Source organism: Pantoea sp. QMID4 (assembly GCF_030270445.1).
GTDB classification, from domain to species: Bacteria; Pseudomonadota; Gammaproteobacteria; order Enterobacterales; family Enterobacteriaceae; genus Pantoea; species Pantoea vagans.
In genome coordinates this window covers 233678-253752 of the sequence record NZ_BSXL01000007.1, presented here as the reverse complement: position 1 = coordinate 253752, position 20075 = coordinate 233678, and the positions used below count along the sequence as shown (strand labels likewise).

Below are 20075 nucleotides of genomic sequence, written 5' to 3'. Positions count from 1 at the left end.
GACGCAGCCCGTTATGAAAGACGCTGGCTGCACTTTGCGGCTTTCAGCGACTGCAACGCAGTGACCCGCTTTTCCGCTTTACGGGTGGCATTGTATTTTGCAATGCCATTGCCCAGTCCGAAATCCCCGATAAAGCCCAGCACGGTCAGGGCATTGAACTGGCCGGTCTGCTCGATATCACTTTGCACGCTGTGCGCTTTGACCAGTTCCTGATCCAGGGCGTTGCAGCTCAGCGTCGCTGTCTCTTGCGGCGTCACCGCAGCCGCCTGTGGATAATGCTTGGTCGCGCAGCCGGTCAATACCAGCGTTACCAGCACCACTAAGACTCTCTGTTTACGCATTTCTCACTGCCTGTTTTTTGCTCACTCAATGATGTTATCGGCAGCATACACCGGGAACATGAGTTTCTGACCTACCAATAATGGTCGAAACCGCTACGCTAATGTAGGATTCAGCGCGCTGCCGTCAGAGGCAGCCCGCTACTGACCGAAAGTCACGCAGCGAACGCACATTACCCGTTCATCACTTCTGCAAGACCTTTCAGACAGTTAGCCAGAATAATGCTGCCCGCAGCAGCATTTAACGTGCAAAGCCTGAGCGTTATTTGTCACGAGGCTATCGCGCAAGCGAAGCCGGACACAGCAAATTTGCGCGTCGGGTTTATCAGAGTTTGTTCCAGATGAGGTTTCTCCATGCGTTTTAAAGGATTGAACATCGGGTTTTTCATTTTGATTCTGGCTATTGCCACCGTCGCATTTTTCGAGGTGCTTTCGCCCTATTTCTCGCCGATTTTATGGGCGGCGATTCTGGCGGTGATTTTCCATCCGCTGAAAACCTGGCTGCGCAGCCGACTGGGTGACCGCAACGGCGTGGCTGCGCTAATTACCCTGTTCTGTATCTGCCTGATTGTCTTCACACCGCTGGCGATTATTGCCTCCTCATTGGTGGTTGAAACCAACGCGGTCTATCACAAACTGCAGACCAACTCATCGCAGTTCCCGGCCGTCTTCGCCGATCTGCTACAGCATCTGCCGCGCTGGGCGAAGCATTTCCTGGCTGAAAATAATCTGGATAACGCCGAACAGATTCAGCAGAAGCTCTCCTCGTTTGCGCTGAAGGGCGGTCAGTATGTGGCGGGCAGCGCCTTTATCATTGGTAAAGGGACGTTCAGCTTCACCGTCGGTTTTGGCATCATGCTCTATCTGCTGTTCTTCCTGCTGAAAGATGGCTCCTATCTGGTGCATCTGATTCTGGAAGCATTGCCGCTTTCTACTTATGTGAAGCATCACCTGATGGTGAAGTTTGCTGCTGTGGCGCGCGCGACGGTGAAAGGTACGGTGGTAGTCGGCGTCGTGCAGGGTATTCTCGGCGGGCTGGCCTTCTGGTTTACCGGCATCGACGGCAGCCTGCTGTGGGGCGCGCTGATGGCATTCCTCTCCCTGATTCCGGCGGTCGGTTCCGCTATCATCTGGGTGCCTGCGGCGATCTTCTTCTTCGCCACTGGCGCACTGTGGAAAGGGCTGTTCCTGGTCGGTTTCTTCGTGGTGATTGTCGGTCTGGTGGATAATATTCTGCGTCCGCTGCTGGTCGGTAAAGATACTAAAATGCCTGACTATATGATCCTCATCGCCACGCTGGGCGGCATGGAGATTTACGGCATCAACGGTTTCGTGATCGGTCCGGTGATTGCCGCGCTGTTTATCGCCTGCTGGAACCTGCTTTCAGGCCGCGATAACCGCGAAAATATCGAAGTCATCGACGAAGAAGTAATTGAAGAAGGCAAAAAACAGTCAGAGACAGCCGCAGAAGCCGCGGCTGAAGCGGCGTCTGCGGCAGCCGAAGCGGCCGCTGAAGCGGAAATCAAAGTGTCGGCGTTAGCGGCGGCGGAAAAAGAAGCCGCAGAAAGAAAGGCGGCGGAAAACAAAGCGTAATCCGGTTCAGCCATAAAAAAACCCACCTTTCGGTGGGTTTTTTTTATCTGAAAACCAGCGTCTTAGTTGGTTGCTTTGTTTTTCAGATCTTCAGCACCCTGCTTGGTTTTATCCCAGCCTTTTTCAGTGCCTTCTTTGGTTTTGTGCCAGCCTTTCTGAGCACCTTCGGTGATTTTACTACCGGTGGTGTGGCTTTTGCCTTCAGCGGCGTGCTCAGACTTCAGCTTCAGCTCTTTGCCTTCGTTCTGGGTCTGATGCAGTTTTTCTTTCGCGGTGTCAGCGCCTTTATGCGCTTCCGCAACGGTGTTATCGGTAGTGGTAGCAGCAAATACTGGCGAAGCCAGCAAAATAGCAGACAGTGCAATAATTGATTTCTTCATAATTCCCTCTGTATTCGTCGTTGCCGTGTAGGTTTTAATCCTGGCATAGCCTTCCCAGGAAAGATTTAAGAATAAACCAGGAATGAAAAAGGGCCAGTTTTCACCAGAAAAAGCCGCTGACTGAAGCTTTTTTATCCATTACCAGAGTGCCAGCTGCGGATCGTCGCCCGGTTTCGGCTTATTCCGGCTCACGCGAGCGGGCGGTGCTGGCTGCTGCATCTGCCGGGAGATCCACGCCAGTAACACTGTCACGACATAATCCTGCTGCTCAGCGTTCAGCGGCTGATGCTGCCCGATGTTGTGCCACTTGTTCAGACAGCCACGACAGCAGGTCGCGGTGGCGTGCTGGGCGATAAACACCGGATGACCGCGCATCGGCGTCTGTTTGCCATCATTTTCCGGCTGAGCAGGCGCAAGTCGCTGTGCGACAAACTCGGCGGCGTGCTGTCGCAAAACCGGCTCGCCTTTGCTGCTCGCATAATCGTACTCAGCGCGTCCCAGGCGAAACCGCTGACGAAACGACGAACGTGCCAGTCGGGTAAACAGGTCGTCAGACACGTTCATACTGATTGCCCGTCACTCATATTTACGCCCCGCCAGATAGCTGACGCCCTGGGATCCGAACGCTTCGCGATGCAGTTCATTCGGCTGCAGGTGAAACGTCTGGCCAGGAGAGTAAGTGGTATCGCCCTGCTCGGTGCTGATAGTGATGTCACCCGTGATAATCAGTGCCAGCGCTTCAAAAGGATGGACATGATTATCAAGCCGGGCTGATGCGGCACGCTCAATCAGCAGTGGCTCATCAAAACCCTGTTCGGCTAACAATTTTCTGAATTCGTGTTCGGTCATCGCAACGCCTCAATATGGAACTGACCCTAAGCAGTGTAGACGATCTTTATCGCCGCTTATGGCACGGAACGGGTACGTAAAGTCGCGCAAACAGGGTTGTTCACGGGTCAGGCCGATGCTGTACTTGCCGTCTCGTTCCCCATTTTGACAGCAGGATGATGAAAAAGTATGTCTTACCCACAGAGAACGGCTCTGCTGCTGATTAATCAGCGCTCACGTAAAGGACGCATTGAGGCCAGTCGGGCACAGGCGCTGCTGGTTCAGGCTGGCCTCACCCTGCTGCAACCGGACGAGGATGAGACACGCAGCTTCAGCCAGCTCATCGCGGCGTATGCCGGTAGCGTCGATGCAGTGATCGTCGGCGGCGGCGATGGCACGCTTAATGCAGCCGCGCCGGGACTGATGCAGACCGGCCTGCCACTGGGCATTTTACCGCTGGGCACCGCCAACGATTTTGCCCGTACGCTGGGCATTCCCGCCAGCCTTGAACAGGCGGTGAAAATTATCGCAGACGGGCAGTTGCGCGCCGTGGATCTGGGGGAAGTGAATCAGCACCTGTTTCTCAACGTCTCGAGCATCGGTTTTTCGGCCGAGCTGGCGCGTAACCTCACGGCAGAATCGAAAAAACGCTGGGGTGTGGGCGGGTATGCCCTGGCGGCGTTGCGGCTGCTGCGGCAGAGCCGTCCGTTCAGCGCCACGCTGGTGAATCAGGGTCAGCGGATACCGATCAAAACGGTCCAGGTGTCGGTGGGCAACGGGCGCTTCTACGGCGGTGGCATGACGGTGGAACAGCGCGCAGCACCCGACGATGGGTTACTGGATGTCTACAGCCTGGAGTTGCAGCACAGCTGGCAGCTGATTGCACTGCTGCCCTCTCTGCGGCGCGGCACCCATGGCCGCTGGCGCGACGTGCGGGCATTCAGTACCACGGAACTGACCATTGAGACGCGTCGTCCTCACTACATCAATGCAGACGGCGAGATTATCGGTCAGACACCCGCGCATTTTCGCCTGCTCGCCCGTGCGCTGCGGGTCTATGCACCCGGTCAGAACGCAGCCAGCAGGCTATCGTAACCGGCTTAAGCATGAAGCTAATGTTCGTTACCGCTTTTTTCAGCGTAATCAATGTGCTCAGAAAGATTAATAACCAGTTTTTTTGCCATTTCAAGGGTCAGGCCCAGAAACAACGTTTCCTGCGGGCCCTGTTCACGCGGGGCGTCGGGGTCGATATAACCAAATTTCAATACCAGTGCACGGTGTGATTTTAGCGGGCCAATATGCCAGCCAGTAACCGGATAGAAGGTAAAACGATTAAATTCATTCACATTGATCCTGACTGTAAAGCATAACGCTGATTGGAAGTCAGGCCAGCTCTGATGATAAAGCATGAGTGGAGTACTGAGTCTGAACCAAATTCACAGGATTACAAGGGAAGCGGCAAAATAAGCGTAGCGTCAAACGGTTAGTATCGTTGCGGCGTCTGGAGCCTTGCCTGACAGGCAAATGTCGGTAAATGACGCCCGCGCTTCTGTTACCAGAGGCACTCGTCTGACGTAATCCATTCAACTCAGACGCTGTAATCAACCCCCGGCGCTTTTGTCCTGGGAATAACAGAACGTTGAACGTTTTAATGTCATTGCAGCCTGTTTCATCCGTTCAAATCGCGCCAGGATTGTGCCGCTTCCAGCACATCGCAGAATTAATGACGGTCGTCTTTGCGCGCATCAGGCACATACACGGGCAGCTGCATAAAGCATGCGAGATGACGCCGTATCAGGATTGGATGTGGTGCCCCTGCATCCGCTACTGCATCCGCCCCTGCCAGACGACAATCACAGCCAGCCAGAACGTCGCAGTCTGGCCCACAGACCACCACAGGCCACCAGCGTCAGCCCAACCGCCAGCGGATAGCCATACAACGACTTCAGCTCCGGCATATGTTCGAAGTTCATGCCGTACATGCTGAACACCACGGTCGGGATCACCAGGATCGCGCCCCAGCCCGCCAGCTTTTTGACCACCTCATTCTGCTGTACCGTCACCAGCGCCAGGTTGACCTGCATGGCGCTGGTCAGCATCTCGCGCATATCTTCCGCGTCGGTCACCACATGACGGGCGTGATCCTGTACATCGCGGATATAGGCGCGCAGCGGACGCGGGATTAGATCTTCATGCAGGTGGATCAGCTGGTTGCAGATCTCTTCTACTGGTAGCGCTGCATTGCGCAGTGACAGCAGATGACGCCGCATGGTGTAGACCGACTGAACCGACTTACGGTCAAATTCGCTGGTGAAGAGATCGTTCTCCATTTGCCCGACCCGCTCATTCAGCGAGGTAGAGAGCGCGGCATAACGATCAACAATGAAATCAAGCAGACAGTAGAGCGGCCAGGCAGGACCAAACTTCAGCAGCGCCGGATTTTCAGACGCCCGCTGCCGCACCGGGGTATAACTTTCAGATGCGCCGTGACGGATGCTGATCAGGAATTTTTTTCCGACAAAGAAATGGGTTTCGCCCAGTTCGCAGCTGTCATCCTTCGCACTAACCGTCTTGACCACGATAAACAGTGAGTCACCATAATGTTCGATTTTAGGTCGCTGATGGGCATTAAGCGCATCTTCAACCGCCAGTTCGTGCAGGCCGAACTCCTCTTTAATCTTCGCCATAAATTCAGCGTCTGGCTGCCACAGCCCGAGCCAGATAAACGCTTCCGGCTCTTTAATCACTTCACTGATATCTTCGACGTCGACCTCTTCGCCCGCACTTCCCGGACGATACACCCTACTGCTTACGATCATTTTCTGCATTCCCGTTGTGCCAGTACATGCAGCTTAGCCAAAGCCGGGACTGTAAACGGATAAAAACAGTAAGGATTTGCTGCGACTCCACTATCAGCGGGTTACTACTTCAGGCCTAACCCGGTGGAGAAGATGCCTTCGTTCAGAGTGTCGGGAATGCCGCTGACCAGATTGCGATGATAGCCAGGGTGCAGGGTTGACCAGGAGGTCAGGCTGTAACGCATCCCGACTTCAGCATCCAGCATAAATACCCCGTCATCATCCAGTGAATGACCGACATCACTGTTGCTGTAAAGCGTGACCGACTTGGGCAGCAGATAACGCTGATAGTTCCAGCGCAGCGAGCCGCCAAAGTGCCGCTCTTCGCGATCGTCGCTGTAGCCATACTCAAAGGCACCGCCGAGCAGCGAGAGTGAGAACGCGCTGAGTTCGGTGTCCCACAGCTGATAACCCGGGCCGGTGCCGGGCAGCGCCTGCCGTGAGAGGTTCTCTACCCAGTCGCGCTTGTAGGTCGCGCGGGTCTGCCAGAAGAACTGCTCACTGACAAGTTAGTCGAAGGCATAGCGCAGGCTGTAGTTGTCTGTGTTGACACTCGCGTTTTCCTGCTCGCGATTATAGGTCGCGCCGATGTCGTGCCGCCATTGTCCCTTGTTCAGTTTGGTGTTGAGAGCAAAGCTGTAGTCGTCAGTTTTAGCCGAGGCTTTTTTGACCTTCACACCGGCATCGATATTGCCGGTCCAGGCGAGCTGATCGCTGCGAACTTTGGCTTTCATAAACTCATCAATGCGACTGACAGAGACCAGCTGCTCCTGCTCATTGCGTTCCACCCAGACATAACCAGGATCGGACGAAGAGAGCCGCACCTGATAGTGTTCGCCGGTCTTTTTGTTTTCGACATTAACCGGCTTGTCGCTGGCGAGGGTACTGACCGCATTCCACGCCAGGGTGACGGTGCCCGCGTAGTGTGTCTCAATCGCCAGCTTGCCGTCGCTGAGATAATGGATCGTGCCGGTCAGCCGATCGCCATTAGTCAGCCAGACAGTATCGGCTGCGGCCTGCTCTGCCCATCCGGCACAGCAGAAGATGACCAGCAGCCGGGTCAGTAAGATAGCGCAACGCATAGCTTTCCCTGTAAAAGCGTCATCCGGTATGAACGACGCGTCACCGCAAATCCGGCCCTGACAATTAAGCGGATTCCGCGATGAGAGGCAATGCGGTCAGGAAAGGTCGTGCAGTGCTTTGCCGGATGGCGGACCCAGCGTGAAGTCGCTGAAACGGATCGCCAGCCCCTCGCGTTCAGGCGAACAGCCCATCACGCCGACAAAACGCCGCGCCTGACCCAGCCACGGGCAGAGTCGCAACAGCGGCCAGGTCAGGCCGTCGGTGGAGTACTGAATTCTCAGCGCCCCTTTTTCCAGCGTGGCGCGCAGCCAGAACTGACGCGCCTCACCAGGGAATACACCGGTAGACCAGTCAGAAAACTCACGCTTGACCACGCTGCCAATGGCAGGCTGGTCATCGTTAAACTCCATGCCCGCTTTAACCCAGTGCGTTTCACTGTCCTGAATAAACAGACCGGCCTGATCGTAGAGCTGGCTGAAGTCCGCCCTCACCTGCACCTGAACGGTAAAATCGTTTTCCACCCAGAAGCCAAAAGCGTGGCCGCTGTGCTGTTCGAAGCCGTACCAGGTGCGCTGCCAGAAATCGCTGTTCATAGCGGTTTCGAACTGCAATGTTTCACTATCAAAATTGTGTACCGGCGGCTGGTTAATCCAGACACCGCCTTCGGTGGTCAGTGAGCTGACTGCGGACATAGGGACTCCTTTATATGAGTTTAATCGCCTGAGTTCAGGCAGACCTGGGCACGGCGATTGACCTGATTATCATAGCGTTGATGGGTGAAACAGCCGGAGAGGATCGCGGCAAATCTGAACATGCCGGAGTGGAAAGTGCTTAACTGAGCAGACACGTTAAAGAAGGCAATTCAGCCCTTGCTGCGGTTTCGCTTATTTTTCTTTTATTCGCTTAATGGAGTAAATACCAGGGATCAGGACCAGTTCACTTAACTATTTCATTTTGTTAATTGCCTGGCTAAAACCGCATTTAACAACCAGGCTTGTTTTGTCTGAGGGCAACTGAACTCATCAAATTTAAGGATTAAATCAACATGGTAGATAAATCAGAGATTCTGGATCACGCGCAGGTTGTTGATGTAAATGGCGAACATGTCGGGATTGTTGACCATTTCGAAGGCGACGACAAAATTAAGCTGGCGAAAAGCGATCCTGAAGCAGGCGGTAAACACCACATTATTCCATTCAGCTGGGTGAAAGACGTTGATGACAATAAAGTTATCCTCTCTAAATCTAAAGCGGATGTAGAAAGTGAGTGGCAGTCTGCATAACGCGTTAGCCGTGGCATCTGCCACGGCTTATTTCTTTTCTTCGCGTTACGCTATTTTTTGGTTATCACCCTGCACAAACCCGCTCATTTTATCGCTCTGCCCTTCTGCATTCTCTGAATAAACAGCGAATAAACAGCGCTTTCTGCCTTTCCCCTGAATATACCAAAACTGTTCTGTCTTCTCAGAGGCTGATATTTTCTGCCTGCGGTGAGGAATAACAGCCAAATACGCCGTCAATCAGCAGATAGCTCTCTGAACCGGGTAATTCAAAATGCCACCATTCGGTCGCAATGCCGGTAAAGCCACCACCCAGCATGATGGCATTAAGCATCAGCCGGTTGCGCTGTGCCTGAAGTGGCACCGCAGGATGATAAGGATGGGAGTGCTCACTCATCTCATCGAAGCCGGCCCCCATATCCACGATTTCACCACGTTCGTCGATCAGCGTCACGTCTACTGCGGTGCCGCGGCTGTGGTTTGATCCGCGCGTCAGCGGTGCGACATAGTCCTGATTCGGGCAGGCCTGCCACAGGATTGCCTGCGCGGCAGGTGGCCGGTACGCGTCGAGGATCAGCAGCGAATAGCCCGCCACGTTTGCAATCCCGATACTTTTCGCCAGCGCTTTTGCCGCATTAACGTGCAGCAGACAGCGCGCATCGCGGTAGATTGGCTGTCCGGTAAGGTTGTCGGCGGTGGCGTATTTCAGATCGATGGCTAACTGAGGAAAGGCCTCAGCAATATCAACAAGATTTTTGCTTTCCATGATGGAGTGCTCCCTGTTTATGTGCTCTCTGGCGGGTTGTCGTAAGCGGAGGTTTTGAAGCGGCTATCATGGCATTGCGGCGGAAGGAAAAAAAGGTGTGACGATGGTCTGTGCTGTAACTTGGTATGGGATTTTTTACCCAGGATTCTGGGTGGCAGTTTTCTGGGCTTCAGTAATTGTTATAGGCGATGTCTTTAATTTCTCCATATTGAATCGCCACGGATAATCCAGACACTTCCGAGCCGTTGATAATACTGGTTTTCATATTCTGTCGGTGACATCTGATTGCCAGAACCATGCCGACACTTACTGTTATAAAACATTTCGATGTAATCAGAAATATCGCTGCGGGCTTCTTCCCGCGTTCCGTAGATCTTTTTCTTTATCCGTTCGCATTTCAACAACCGGAAAAAGCTTTCTGCAACCGCATTATCGTGGCAGTTATCGCGACGGTTCATGCTGCCTTCCAGGCCGTGTGATTTCAGGAACGACTGCCACTTATGGCTTGTGTACTGACTGCCCTGAACCGAATGAAGCAGCACCTGCTTTTGGGGATTACGCCGCCATACAGCCATCAGCAGTGCGTTCAGGACAATGTCCTTTGTCATCCGGGATTGCATTGACCAGCCGATAATTTTGCGTGAGAACAGATCAACAACCACGGCAAGATACAGTCAGCCTTCGTGGGTCCTGATGTAGGTTATGTCAGTTACCCAACGCTCATCCGGAGCATCCGGATTGAACTGTCGCTGGAGCCTGTTGGGCGATACGATACTGGCCTCGCCTTTACGTGCCCGCGGGCTCCGGTATCCGACCTGAGCCTTTATCACAACACGTTTCATTAGTCGCCAGACTCTGTTCACTCCGCACTGTTGCCCGCTGTCCCGCAGATCCAGATGGATCTTGTGATAACAATAGACGCATCCCGATTCCAGCCAGAACTGTTTAATCTGTCCTGTCAGTCTCAGGTCTGCCTGATGGCGTTGTGAATGCGGCTGCTGAAGCCAGGCGTAAAAACCACCGGGATGAACATCCATCACCCGACAGAGCAGGCGAACAGGCCAGCAACAGGTGTTGTCACGGATAAAGGCGTACCTCAGTCGGACAGCTTTGCGAAGTACGCCGCGGCTTTTTTAATATGTCCCATTCGTCGGTAACCCGCTTCAGCTCTTTCTGGAGACGGCGGATCTCGGCCTGATCATCTGACTGTTCTTTATTAGTGGAAGAATCCGGACCGTACTTCTTTATCCAGGCGTAAAGGCTGTGAGTGGTGATATCGAGACGTGTTACAACGCTCCAAACAGAATAACCACGATCAATTACCTGTTTGACTGCTTCAATTTTAAACTCTTCTGGATAACGCTTACCATTTATGGGCACCTCTCTTTAAGCCATCTTAAATGACTCTGAGATATCTGTTAAAACTCTGGCGATTCACAGTATTCTGTTCTATATTTAATTTCTTTATTTCACTTTGTGATCTGGCCCCAAAAATGCCCCCTTAGAAAACGACCACTCTCACGGCTGAGGTTAATCACTGCATGATTGTGTGAGCGTATATGACTCTGAACGTAATCAGTGTTAAGCAAATTCTTAATCTACTTCACCAACAGATAATGTATAATACTTAATCATTTGATTAACAGGGATTGATTTGAATGAAAGGAATCGACAGGAAACTTATCATCTTCACTACAAAAAAAAGATTCAATGACAGAAATGCCGATGACATGCAAAGTGGCGACATGGATGCTGATATACTGAAAAAGCATTATCATCTCGGGCAAGTATCAACTTTCATCGACTGGACTACTTTTGGTCCCTCCTATCAGCATCCTGCTACTAATTCTATACAGCCAGTTAGTAGAGAAAAAGTCATTGCGATGTTATATGATGAGCTACGATCTCAATCCTATGCCTTTTCTTTCCGAGGACCATACCAAGGCTTGATCATAAATCTTTTCAATCACATGCAACGTAGTAATGGAAATGATTTTCAGCATCCGTTTATGAACAATGCCTACAGAAATCTCATTTTGAGTGACAACTCTATCGATAGCACATTATCCATAATTAAAAACACTATCGAGCAATTTGATTATAATAAGTCACAATTGACGAAAGAACATTTTTCAAATGTGTTATCTAAAAGTCGTTTACCTAAATACACAAGATGGAAAGATTTCGTCAATGGAATGGGCATTACCGTCCATGACATAAACAGCACAGAAATTTCTATAGAAAGCCTGACATTCCAGGGCAATAAATATACTGCGGTTATCAAATACAGAGCACAAGACCACTTTGGCTTAGATAAAGAAGATATCTTAAAGGCTAAATTTAACTCAATTACTTTCTTTAGAATATGGTTTGTTCTACAGAGGGCTAAGCATTTTGCTCAAAAGCCATTTTTCACAAATTTCCAAGCCACTATAACATTGACGGGAGAAAACAATGTTTAAATATAAAAGGATTGGAGCAGTTCTGATTTTTTTAATAACAATATATTGCATATGGATTGCTGTAAGACCAGCAAAAATAGTCAGAGTTGATAATGGTGCGGTTTTTGTAGAGCATTTACCGATGACTACAGAAGGAAAACTAAATTGGTGGTTAGAAAACAAAGATTCGCTTCAGAATAAATATCATATTATCAATACCCCAGATAACTTCACTGTTATCATCATGAATTTCGATGGCTATGAAAAGTTACCAACAGGAACCAGAGATGGTTCAATTGATGACTATACCTGCTTTGATGCTACTAATGGCGAGCATAAGAGATGTGTTTATAACAGTATAGCATTAGTTGTTAGAGGGAGCGTCGATAGAAAGGCATTTATAAATATAGGCGATAAAACATATATACAGAGTTCTGATGGCAGAGTAACATTAAAATAAAAAAAGATATTTCTTACCAAATCGCTTCACAATTGAAATAGTCTGATCAACCAAGGCAGACTATTTTAAATTCTTTATTGCCAAAGTCTTTTTTAATAACCTCATCATATTCTTTATCAAGAACAGAATTTAATTTGAGTGATTTTACTTCCCGAATAGTTCTCCAGGTGACTTAGGGACTCACGCAGTTCATTTACTGAAAGATGAGAAAAATGTTTTTGTTTTGGTGCTTTCAGAACACCTACCAAATCTGAGACTGGATTGTGCTCTGCTCTGCCAGAAATGACTGCATAAGTGAAGATTTGACGACATGCCTACCGAGTTTTCTCCAGCTTATCGAGAACACCACGAATTTCCATTTTACGAAGAACATCGAGCATTTCCTTAGCATTGATCTCAGCAACATTCTGCCTATGTAGGGAAAGACATCTTTCCTCAGGTATTCAAGAATGTCATCAGCATAGCCCTCAGACCAGGAAGGTTTCTTATATTCATCCCATTCAATGGCAATCAGTTCAAAGCTGTTACTGACAGCCATAATCTTCGTGGCCTTGATATCCTGTTTCTGCTGACTTGGGTCACCACCTTCAGACAGGAGTTTCTTAGCTTCAGATCGTTTGATCCTTGCTTCAGCAAGGGTAAGTAATGGATAGGTACCAAAGACTACACGTTTTTCTTTACCTGCAATTCGATACTTAAGCCTCCAACTTTTTGTTCCATTGGGAAATATTTCCAGGTACATACCGCCACCATCGGCAAGTTTGTATGATTTTTCCTTTGGCTTAGCAGAGTCAATTTGTCGGGCTGTCAGCTTCATTTGGGGGCATCCAGTTGATTGAACCTGGCAATGCCCCTATCCTGCCCCCAATCAGAACAAGAACGCAATAGGTGACTTGGACTAAGCTGGACCACAGAGAAGTGTTATATTCTGATTTGAAAGGAAAAAGTAGACTAGAAAGGATGTTAATAGAAGAAAAGATGGCCCCTACAGGATTGAATAATAACCAACAATATATTGTTTAATAACGATATTTATGTATTTCAAAATCACACATACCCCCAAAGATACCCCCAAATGTTTTTGTGACACCTCACTTTGGCTGTTTTTCATCCATCGCAGATCCGTTCAACTAACTGCATAACGCCATAAGCTGAAAACCTTATTGTAAGATAGATCTCTCCTACATTAAGGAATCCACCAGCCATGAGAATGACCAGCCATAAAAAAGAGATACTGAGTTTCTTTGAGCCTGAACACCGCGAATGGGTTATAGGTGAGATTGGTGCTCCACCGTTCGATGTGTCCGGGGTCGCATATCTGCTCAGTGGCATGGACTCCTTCAAATCACGCCATCACCTGGAATCAGCCAGGCGAACCCTTGAAGCTATGGTGAAAGATGGTCTTCTTGAAAAGATAACCAGCTACGAGCCACGACAAGACAAAACACAATCAGGTGCAGGCAAAGGCGTTTGGTGTAACTGCTCACGCTATGGCATTCCTGGTTCGTGCGTAGTAGTTAAAGATAACGGCGGGAGAGTCGATGCTATTGAGGGAGAAGCATCGCGAATCAACTAAAGGCGATTCGGGTCTAACTAATTATGGATGTTGTTTGGCCTACTAAGGATTATTCAATTTATGAAGCATAAACTATTAGCCGCCACACTTTTGTTCACCTTGCCTGCAATGGCATCATCCACAAAGTTAATTGTATGCGAGCCTGCATCAAAAAATGACCAGACAGCAACAGGTATCTGGCCTGCCTCTTATTTAACTCAAGATAAGCTCTGCTTTAACATGAGGGCCAAATCTGGCGACACCTGTGTTAAGAATGGGCGCACCACATCCTGGTTTAGCGAGGCAGTGATTGTTTACATCGATGGTGAGTCGCAAGGCCGGGATGATACATGGTTTAGGGTGGTTAAGCCGGTGATAACTGATAGAGAAATTGAATACACAATTGAAGCCTCAAGAGATCAGAAACGGTGGGGAATCATGTCCCATGTCTCGATTAACCGAATATCGGGTCAGGCTGTGGATTGGCTAATCAATGAGCATGGTGGCACATCTTACGAATGCCACCTTGAAGGAAAGAAAATCTAAAAGCTCTTGGGGAGGAAATTTTTAATATATATAGGGAAAAACATGTCGTTCAGTTGGTTCAGTTTGTAAAGTTGGTTGTTTTAAAAGGATTAATTTCAAAAAAGTGAACCAACACAACCCCGGATTGAACCAACAACGGGCATTCTGAACCAACATACTTTAATGTCTTACGCTGTCTTACGGTGATAAAATAGCCGTCTTTTCCTCCAGTATGGTGTGTTATGAGCAAATCCCTGTCCGTTACCTTCCGAGTGCCTGCTGAATTAAGCGAGGCTTTTACTGGCGCTGTAAGTGCTGCTGGTGGAGATAAAACCGCCTGGCTGGTCGATGCCATCAGGCAGAAGCTGAACCTGCCAGAGAGTAATCCTGACGCTCGCTTAATGTCGCTAGTGGAGCGCATGGAAGTAGCAGCCGCTGCTCTAATCGTCGGTAAGCAGGGTGTGCCGGGTTTGCCATACGATGAGCCGGCTGTGATTCGTATCGTTGAAGAAGCTATCGCGCAGGGCTTTGATAACGGACGCATCATCGCAGAACGGCTTAATGAGGCTGGTTATCAGACTAAAGCTGGCAGAGCATGGGATAAAGATATATTTAGTGCGTGGAAGCGAAGAGTGAAATAATATTAATCCTAAGCGCTTATTAAAAAAACAACCCTAATCAAACAAAACCTTTAATATCATATAGTAACGGAGTCATGTGATGTCAGATGAAAGGAATTATTCTTCTCTAAATCTTAACAAAGATGTTATTCAGCCTCAGCTTGAGAAGTTTAACAATGAATTGTCATTGCAAACACGTTCTTATGGCGCAAGGCCTGGTGGCAAAGGGGTAAGGATTGTTATAGGCCGAGCGGGGCAAGATGACGCTACAGTTGATATATACTTTAATCAAGATGGTACCTCGACCATACACTATAAGTTGGGTCGAAACCAAAATTTAGGCTTAGCCTTAGCTGATAGACTTTATGACACCATAAACCCTGATGAATTTCAATCGGTTAACATGATACTTAAAGGAATCGATCGGGCGGATATTGTTGGGATCATTGAGGTTCTTGGCGAAGATGGTGGGAAGACTTTTCATATAGATTGTAAAGAAAACAATGGAAGTTTGCAGTGGAAAATAAACTGTGAAGAAGATAGTGATTCTTTAACTGTCACTCACCACCAGAACCTCAAACTCCAAATTCAAGGAAGGCCACTAACATGCTACAGAAAGCTAGTATACCTGTTAACCGACATTTTAGATCTTGCTGGGTTAGAACTCGTTTTAAGCCGTCAGGATGATAATGCGACGGTTCTAGTGCGTAAAGAGGTTGCAGCAGAATACCTAAAAATAGCATTGCCCCACTCATTCCCAAACCTTCCCGATATAACGAGAGACTTGCTTGTTTCAGGGCAGTGTGTAAAACTCGCAGGCCCATCAATGCCTGAATACTCGATGCTATTGTTCCCTGAGCTTAGATCGCTTGAAGGGGCTATAAAGTCAAAACTGGCTGGCTTTGGGCTTGATCCTGATGCTCATAATTTTGGTTACTTTTTCGACTATACCAACCCCGGCTATGAACTAAAGAGCTCATTCCATGGTCACATAGCTGATGTTACTGTGAGAGGGGAGCTAGATAAGGCCTATACTTTCTTCAATAAACACCGTCACGGTCTTTTTCATATGGATAGCTTTGAAGAAGCCAGCAGGAAAATCAGTACTATAGTACAGCTACTCTCTTTGACTACCGAAGCCTACGGACATATTGACAACCTATATAGAACCTAAATATGTATAAAATCATGCAATTAGTCGACAAAAGGTATCAAATATTGGTCGTGGCAGACAGCTACGTCAATCCTTTGTCATGCCTGAACTCGATTGCTGATAGCCTTAAGGATGGGGCGTACAAAGGTAGAGTTCTTTTTGATTTGTTATGCGCAAATGGTCATGAAGATAATCGTTTTGCTTCAATTGAATTTGATGGCGCTCACTTTGTAAGGAAGACTTTTAGCATAAGGACTCCTGACGAGCTTCCCTATAGCATAGTTCAATCTCAAAACGATTTTTTTGCTAGAAATCCCAATATGTTAATGGATTCTGTTCTTACTCCTAGCGAAATTTCCCAATTGATAGCTGGAAGATAATCGTTTTGTTTATGTCGATTATTTTCTATGATTGCAGTGCCTTATTGGGAATATTTTAGTCTTAAGTACACTGGTGTCTTTGCGCAGGCGATTGAGAGCAATTTCAATATGACGACCTAACGCACTGTGAGCATCTTCTCCCATGCCATATCAATCGTCTTTCGGTCAATCATGTCCCGTGCCTGTCTACAGTGAACGTCAGGCACACTTTATGCTAAATGCGGCTGGTGGCGTCAATCTGCAAGCGACCATTGCGATCAGTTTTCAGTTCGGCGATTCTGTCTTGGATGTCAGGTTTTGTTAGGTTCTCGCAACCTGATGCTCGAGCGGTCTTTTCACTGTACCTCACCCAATGGCCGCTTGCGTGGTGTTCATATCGATGAGGTACTCGCGACAGAAAATTTCTTTTTTGTCGGTGAGTGCCCTATCTAAACCTCTGGAGATAAAAATGACTGAAAAAACAATTGGAAGAATGAATAGCTTGTTAAGGAACCATTCCGAATTACTTGAAAGATACACATCAATGTTTCATGAAAACATTGCCAAGTACTGGAAGGGGCACGATGACATTCATTCTTTAATCGAGGTTAAATTAGACGAAAAAGGCAACATTGCTGGCGTCATGAAAGATTTCAAATTTTACTTTTCAACCTCTAATCGCCTCGTTATGGGTGATGATGAAATTTTCTCTGAAGTTAAATTTCATACTGAAGTCGAAGGTAAGCAGTTGACACTAATGAAGTGCTTCATTCATTACACGAGAGAGTTTTCTTTCGACTCGGTTTATTCAGAAGATCTTCTGGATATTGATTATGACGATTCTATAGAGAGAAAGATTCTCAATAAGCTAGCTACTGCTGCCTTTGATAAAAAAATCATTTCTGCCGATTAATTGTCTTAAGTGGGCGCAGTTATTAATGCGCCCTACGATGCCTATGACCTATAAACACCTACAATAGAATCGCGCAATGCGACTCATTATAGGGAGCAGAGCTCCTTCCGCCCATCAATGGTTAAAAGGAGGGATACATGTTTATTAAATTAATCGAGCTGGCAATCGCATACGCACCAACATCAACGTTATCGTTATTTGGATTCTTCGTCGCTAACTGGCACATACTACATATTAAGCACGTCATAAGGCGCGAGGTATACCCAAGCGCCAGTTTCCTTTGCCACACCAACGAAGCCGTTTACGATTTCAGGTTGTGATCTGCTCATCAGACCAACATGATTTAACCTGACTTTGTTTTAAATCTGATGCGGTAGGTGTCGTTCATATTGGCTCCAATAACAAAACGTCCGTAGGTGGCTAGTTATCTAAACCAAACTTCTTCTTAGCATATGATTTGAGCAATTCAACTCCAACATCTTTTAAAACAGATATTGGCTGATCACTTATCCCCTTTAACTTATCAAATACGCTTTTCTCATGCAGCGCTAAGGCGAAATCATATCCGTCAGAGGTTAATCTTACATTAGTATTCCAGCTGTCTATCCTATTCATGGAGAACATCAGCCCTAATTTTTAGGGTCGTGAAGAAGAAGATCAATCGTGCTTACGTATCCCTTCTCAATCAACATGGTGTAGTGGAAGTACCCTTTTTCTGAGGATATGTCGTAACCTTAATTTTCGAGTGTTTTGGTATCTACGAAAGGCATTTCGGCTCCGATAAATACATCCAGCATTCCCTTTAGGTATTCTAAATCTGTGCGCATAGAGATCCTCCCTTGATTGAGGTCTCAATTTATCATTACAGCTACCCTTACTGGAATCATCATCTGCGCACCCCTAAATGCCCCCTGTGATTGTCATGCCGCCTTAATCAACCTTTTGGCTTTCCTCTCGAAGTAATCATCAGCTACCTGATCATATTCTTCGCGTGTGAATCCTTTTTGGTCAGGGTACTTAGCCGATAGCATCATGGTGAACTCTGTCATGGTTAGCTGTTCAGCTTCTTCACGGCTCACTCCGAAATGATTTCTGGCCGCGCTGATATACTCAAGCGCATTGAACTCGCTGGTGGTCTGCGCTGACTCATTTCGTTGCAGGCGACGTACTTTAGCCTTGCCGATAATGCCGTGAGTCATAAGCGAATGCGCAAAGATGATGATGTCTGTAGCCGGCATCTTGCCAGGGCGATACAGAAATGTTCGCTTTTTGGTTTTGCTAGGCACCAGCACGCCCACCAGCGGTGAAGCATCACGATTACAACAGGCCGACAACACATCCATAGCTGCATAAAGCGCAGGCTTTGTGAACTCAGGCCGCTTAGCGTGATCGAGCACCCAGAGAGGGATAGTGCCATAGGCGTCGAGCGCGCGACGAAGCAAAGGCGTCGTCTTGTCAGTGTGAAGAGCGTGAAACGTGGTAACGATCTCGACGGGGTCACCAATGCTCGCCATAGCGATAAGTGACGGCCGGAAAAAGTATTCATCATCGCCATCAATAACCAAGCATTCGCCTATCTCTTTTAATGGGGTCATATCAGTTAGAAATCCTCAGCTTCTGCTATCTCTTCGGCCACCAGCGCCAACGGCTTACCAAATACTTCGATGCTCCAGCGGTCTGCGGCTGCTCTGTAACCATCATGGTCAAACGCGCCATTCTCTCGCATGTAATCCGCTCTGGCGGGTGGCTGTGGGCCATCAATGGATTTGCAGCCTTTATCTCTCGCTATCTTCTCCAGCGCAGCTAGGCGGGATTTAATGCTCATCGTTACCTCCCACCAGCAACGCTCTCAGTTCTGATGACTGCGGGAAGTTATGACCACGCACTGAGAGGCGCTCTATGGCCTTCTGATACGCACCCGCTGGGGCATTGCCGGCTAGCTCATCCATCAGGGTTGAAATCACCAGTACATCACCATCTTTCGGCGTCATGGCCTTTTCCAGCCGGTTCAGTCGTGCCAGTAGGCTAGCCATGATGATCACCCTGCAGTACAAACTGATTATGGCGCTGCGCTTCTTCAGCCGTGGCGGTGCGGAAAAGCCCTTTATCCTTCACCCAGCCGCCGCCACACTCTTGGGAGCCATCAGGGCTGACACCGATGAGCCAGATTTCATTGGGGCCACTGCTGGTGGTCTGAGCGCCGCTTGTGGCCTCCAGTGCTTCAATTCGTCTTAACAGGCTCATTGTCCGCTCTCCTGTGCCTTCTCCAGCTCAGCAACGCGCTCAGCCAGTTCTGTAATTTCGATAATCTTCGCCATGTTCGCCAGGCCATCCAGAATTATCTTCCCCTGGTCGGCGGGTAGTTCGCCTGCGGCAATCGCCTTAATCACAGAATGGGCTGCTGCAGGTAAGTCGCTGTCGTCCAGTTCAAAAGAAACAGGCTGGTAAACCGGCTTATTCGGCGGCACTACTCTGTCCAGAATGAGCCGGCATGCTGCCATGTCTCCTTCTTTAGCCGCGTCCATGATGGTTTTCACAGCATTATCAGCGCCACCTTCCAGCACACGCCTCAGTTCAGCTGCTTTGCTGCTGCGGCCACCGGGATTACCCGATGCGCCTTTCTTCCATTTGCCGCCTTTGTCACGGCTGGCCTGTTCTTTCGTGCTGTCAGGCATCTGTCTGCCACCTTTCGCTATTTCTCATACCCGTTTCACCTTGACCAAACTCAACATGATCGCGTCCCTGCGACCGTCTCGATTAGCGTTTGTGGAGCACTCCACCCGGGCGCTGAGCGTCCTTAATGGTCTCGTTAGCCACTTCACGCATCTGCTTTGCCAGTTCTTCTGGCGCTACCTGTTGTGCCTTGATTTGAGCTAATTCGGCCTCTAAAGCTGCTAATTTCTGTTCTAAGTTCATCTGTATCT

Annotated in this window: 25 protein-coding genes and 4 pseudogenes; 11 read left to right on the top strand and 18 right to left on the bottom strand. The window is 48.6% G+C overall.

Annotated elements, in window-relative coordinates:
* Positions 1 to 11 precede the first annotated feature (11 nt).
* On the bottom strand, positions 12 to 341 hold the full coding sequence (locus tag QSK07_RS17340) for a hypothetical protein (RefSeq protein WP_285720858.1): 330 nt from the start codon (positions 339 to 341) through the stop codon (positions 12 to 14).
* A gap of 351 nt (positions 342 to 692) precedes the next feature.
* Between QSK07_RS17340 and QSK07_RS17335 the strand changes: the two genes are divergently transcribed.
* A complete protein-coding gene (locus QSK07_RS17335; RefSeq protein WP_285720859.1) occupies positions 693 to 1931 on the top strand; it encodes an AI-2E family transporter in 1239 nt (412 codons plus the stop codon).
* A 62-nt stretch (positions 1932 to 1993) separates the two neighbouring features.
* On the opposite strand, the gene QSK07_RS17330 is transcribed toward QSK07_RS17335, so the two are convergent.
* The 3 genes from QSK07_RS17330 to QSK07_RS17320 form a co-directional block, all read right to left on the bottom strand.
* Entirely contained in the window at positions 1994 to 2311 is a 318-nt protein-coding gene (locus tag QSK07_RS17330) for a KPN_00521 family repetitive protein (protein ID WP_033731819.1), read from the bottom strand.
* Between the two features lie 138 nt (positions 2312 to 2449).
* Positions 2450 to 2875, bottom strand: a complete 426-nt coding sequence (locus QSK07_RS17325; RefSeq protein WP_285720860.1) for a DUF4186 domain-containing protein — start codon at positions 2873 to 2875, stop codon at positions 2450 to 2452.
* Between the two features lie 12 nt (positions 2876 to 2887).
* On the bottom strand, positions 2888 to 3160 hold the full coding sequence (locus tag QSK07_RS17320; protein ID WP_285720861.1) for a cupin domain-containing protein: 273 nt from the start codon (positions 3158 to 3160) through the stop codon (positions 2888 to 2890).
* A gap of 168 nt (positions 3161 to 3328) precedes the next feature.
* Between QSK07_RS17320 and QSK07_RS17315 the strand changes: the two genes are divergently transcribed.
* Positions 3329 to 4234, top strand: coding sequence for a lipid kinase (locus QSK07_RS17315; protein ID WP_285720862.1), 906 nt, complete (start codon positions 3329 to 3331; stop codon positions 4232 to 4234).
* A gap of 17 nt (positions 4235 to 4251) precedes the next feature.
* Here QSK07_RS17315 and QSK07_RS17310 read toward each other — a convergent pair whose 3' ends face one another.
* The 4 genes and pseudogenes from QSK07_RS17310 to QSK07_RS17295 form a co-directional block, all read right to left on the bottom strand.
* A complete protein-coding gene (locus tag QSK07_RS17310; protein WP_098051254.1) occupies positions 4252 to 4485 on the bottom strand; it encodes a BssS family protein in 234 nt (77 codons plus the stop codon).
* Between the two features lie 507 nt (positions 4486 to 4992).
* Positions 4993 to 5958, bottom strand: a complete 966-nt coding sequence (locus tag QSK07_RS17305) for a magnesium and cobalt transport protein CorA (RefSeq protein WP_098053066.1) — start codon at positions 5956 to 5958, stop codon at positions 4993 to 4995.
* A 104-nt stretch (positions 5959 to 6062) separates the two neighbouring features.
* Positions 6063 to 7079, bottom strand: a pseudogene (locus QSK07_RS17300) (DUF481 domain-containing protein).
* A gap of 96 nt (positions 7080 to 7175) precedes the next feature.
* Entirely contained in the window at positions 7176 to 7772 is a 597-nt protein-coding gene (locus QSK07_RS17295) for a DUF1349 domain-containing protein (RefSeq protein ID WP_285720863.1), read from the bottom strand.
* A gap of 353 nt (positions 7773 to 8125) precedes the next feature.
* Between QSK07_RS17295 and QSK07_RS17290 the strand changes: the two genes are divergently transcribed.
* Positions 8126 to 8362 (top strand): DUF2171 domain-containing protein, encoded by a 237-nt coding sequence (locus tag QSK07_RS17290; RefSeq protein ID WP_013357057.1) that lies wholly within the window; start codon positions 8126 to 8128, stop codon positions 8360 to 8362.
* 181 nt (positions 8363 to 8543) lie between these two features.
* Here QSK07_RS17290 and ddpX read toward each other — a convergent pair whose 3' ends face one another.
* Complete coding sequence (gene ddpX / locus QSK07_RS17285) at positions 8544 to 9125, bottom strand: D-alanyl-D-alanine dipeptidase (protein ID WP_285720864.1); 582 nt, start codon at positions 9123 to 9125, stop codon at positions 8544 to 8546.
* Between the two features lie 194 nt (positions 9126 to 9319).
* Positions 9320 to 10499 (bottom strand): annotated as a pseudogene (locus QSK07_RS17280) (IS3 family transposase).
* Between the two features lie 284 nt (positions 10500 to 10783).
* Between QSK07_RS17280 and QSK07_RS17275 the strand changes: the two are divergent.
* Positions 10784 to 11587 carry a DUF3289 family protein gene (locus QSK07_RS17275; protein WP_285720865.1) on the top strand — a complete coding sequence of 268 codons (804 nt, stop codon included), beginning with the start codon at positions 10784 to 10786 and terminating at the stop codon, positions 11585 to 11587.
* The gene (locus tag QSK07_RS17270; protein ID WP_285720866.1) at positions 11580 to 12026 is read left to right on the top strand and encodes a DUF943 family protein; all 447 of its coding nucleotides are present in this window, start codon (positions 11580 to 11582) and stop codon (positions 12024 to 12026) included. The genes QSK07_RS17275 and QSK07_RS17270 overlap by 8 nt, the downstream gene beginning before the upstream one ends.
* Positions 12027 to 12160: 134 nt before the next feature.
* On the opposite strand, the pseudogene QSK07_RS17265 reads toward QSK07_RS17270, so the two are convergent.
* A pseudogene (locus QSK07_RS17265) lies at positions 12161 to 12843 on the bottom strand (tyrosine-type recombinase/integrase); the annotation flags it as partial.
* 387 nt (positions 12844 to 13230) lie between these two features.
* Here QSK07_RS17265 and QSK07_RS17260 point away from each other — a divergent pair.
* The 5 genes from QSK07_RS17260 to QSK07_RS17240 all read left to right on the top strand — a co-directional run bounded on the left by QSK07_RS17260 (position 13231) and on the right by QSK07_RS17240 (position 16259).
* Positions 13231 to 13602, top strand: a complete 372-nt coding sequence (locus QSK07_RS17260) for a hypothetical protein (protein WP_285720867.1) — start codon at positions 13231 to 13233, stop codon at positions 13600 to 13602.
* 60 nt (positions 13603 to 13662) lie between these two features.
* Positions 13663 to 14127 (top strand): hypothetical protein, encoded by a 465-nt coding sequence (locus tag QSK07_RS17255; protein WP_285720868.1) that lies wholly within the window; start codon positions 13663 to 13665, stop codon positions 14125 to 14127.
* 221 nt (positions 14128 to 14348) lie between these two features.
* Positions 14349 to 14747 carry a hypothetical protein gene (locus QSK07_RS17250; protein ID WP_285720869.1) on the top strand — a complete coding sequence of 133 codons (399 nt, stop codon included), beginning with the start codon at positions 14349 to 14351 and terminating at the stop codon, positions 14745 to 14747.
* Between the two features lie 79 nt (positions 14748 to 14826).
* The gene (locus tag QSK07_RS17245) at positions 14827 to 15900 is read left to right on the top strand and encodes a type II toxin-antitoxin system RnlA family toxin (protein WP_285720870.1); all 1074 of its coding nucleotides are present in this window, start codon (positions 14827 to 14829) and stop codon (positions 15898 to 15900) included.
* A gap of 2 nt (positions 15901 to 15902) precedes the next feature.
* Positions 15903 to 16259 carry a type II toxin-antitoxin system RnlB family antitoxin gene (locus QSK07_RS17240; RefSeq protein WP_285720871.1) on the top strand — a complete coding sequence of 119 codons (357 nt, stop codon included), beginning with the start codon at positions 15903 to 15905 and terminating at the stop codon, positions 16257 to 16259.
* A gap of 229 nt (positions 16260 to 16488) precedes the next feature.
* Here QSK07_RS17240 and QSK07_RS17235 read toward each other — a convergent pair.
* A pseudogene (locus QSK07_RS17235) lies at positions 16489 to 16634 on the bottom strand (terminase small subunit); the annotation flags it as partial.
* A gap of 73 nt (positions 16635 to 16707) precedes the next feature.
* Here QSK07_RS17235 and QSK07_RS17230 point away from each other — a divergent pair.
* Positions 16708 to 17151 carry a hypothetical protein gene (locus tag QSK07_RS17230; RefSeq protein WP_285720872.1) on the top strand — a complete coding sequence of 148 codons (444 nt, stop codon included), beginning with the start codon at positions 16708 to 16710 and terminating at the stop codon, positions 17149 to 17151.
* 920 nt (positions 17152 to 18071) lie between these two features.
* Here QSK07_RS17230 and QSK07_RS17225 read toward each other — a convergent pair.
* The 6 genes from QSK07_RS17225 to QSK07_RS17200 all read right to left on the bottom strand — a co-directional run bounded on the left by QSK07_RS17225 (position 18072) and on the right by QSK07_RS17200 (position 20067).
* Complete coding sequence (locus tag QSK07_RS17225; RefSeq protein ID WP_285720873.1) at positions 18072 to 18746, bottom strand: DUF6246 family protein; 675 nt, start codon at positions 18744 to 18746, stop codon at positions 18072 to 18074.
* Positions 18747 to 18751: 5 nt separating this feature from the next.
* Entirely contained in the window at positions 18752 to 18976 is a 225-nt protein-coding gene (locus QSK07_RS17220; RefSeq protein ID WP_285720874.1) for a hypothetical protein, read from the bottom strand.
* Positions 18966 to 19184 carry a hypothetical protein gene (locus QSK07_RS17215; RefSeq protein ID WP_285720875.1) on the bottom strand — a complete coding sequence of 73 codons (219 nt, stop codon included), beginning with the start codon at positions 19182 to 19184 and terminating at the stop codon, positions 18966 to 18968. The genes QSK07_RS17220 and QSK07_RS17215 overlap by 11 nt, the downstream gene beginning before the upstream one ends.
* The gene (locus QSK07_RS17210) at positions 19177 to 19395 is read right to left on the bottom strand and encodes a hypothetical protein (protein WP_285720876.1); all 219 of its coding nucleotides are present in this window, start codon (positions 19393 to 19395) and stop codon (positions 19177 to 19179) included. Before QSK07_RS17210 ends, QSK07_RS17215 begins: the two co-directional genes overlap by 8 nt.
* Positions 19392 to 19826 (bottom strand): hypothetical protein, encoded by a 435-nt coding sequence (locus tag QSK07_RS17205; RefSeq protein ID WP_285720877.1) that lies wholly within the window; start codon positions 19824 to 19826, stop codon positions 19392 to 19394. The genes QSK07_RS17210 and QSK07_RS17205 overlap by 4 nt, the downstream gene beginning before the upstream one ends.
* An 82-nt stretch (positions 19827 to 19908) precedes the next feature.
* Positions 19909 to 20067, bottom strand: coding sequence for a hypothetical protein (locus QSK07_RS17200; protein WP_285720878.1), 159 nt, complete (start codon positions 20065 to 20067; stop codon positions 19909 to 19911).
* Positions 20068 to 20075 lie beyond the last annotated feature (8 nt).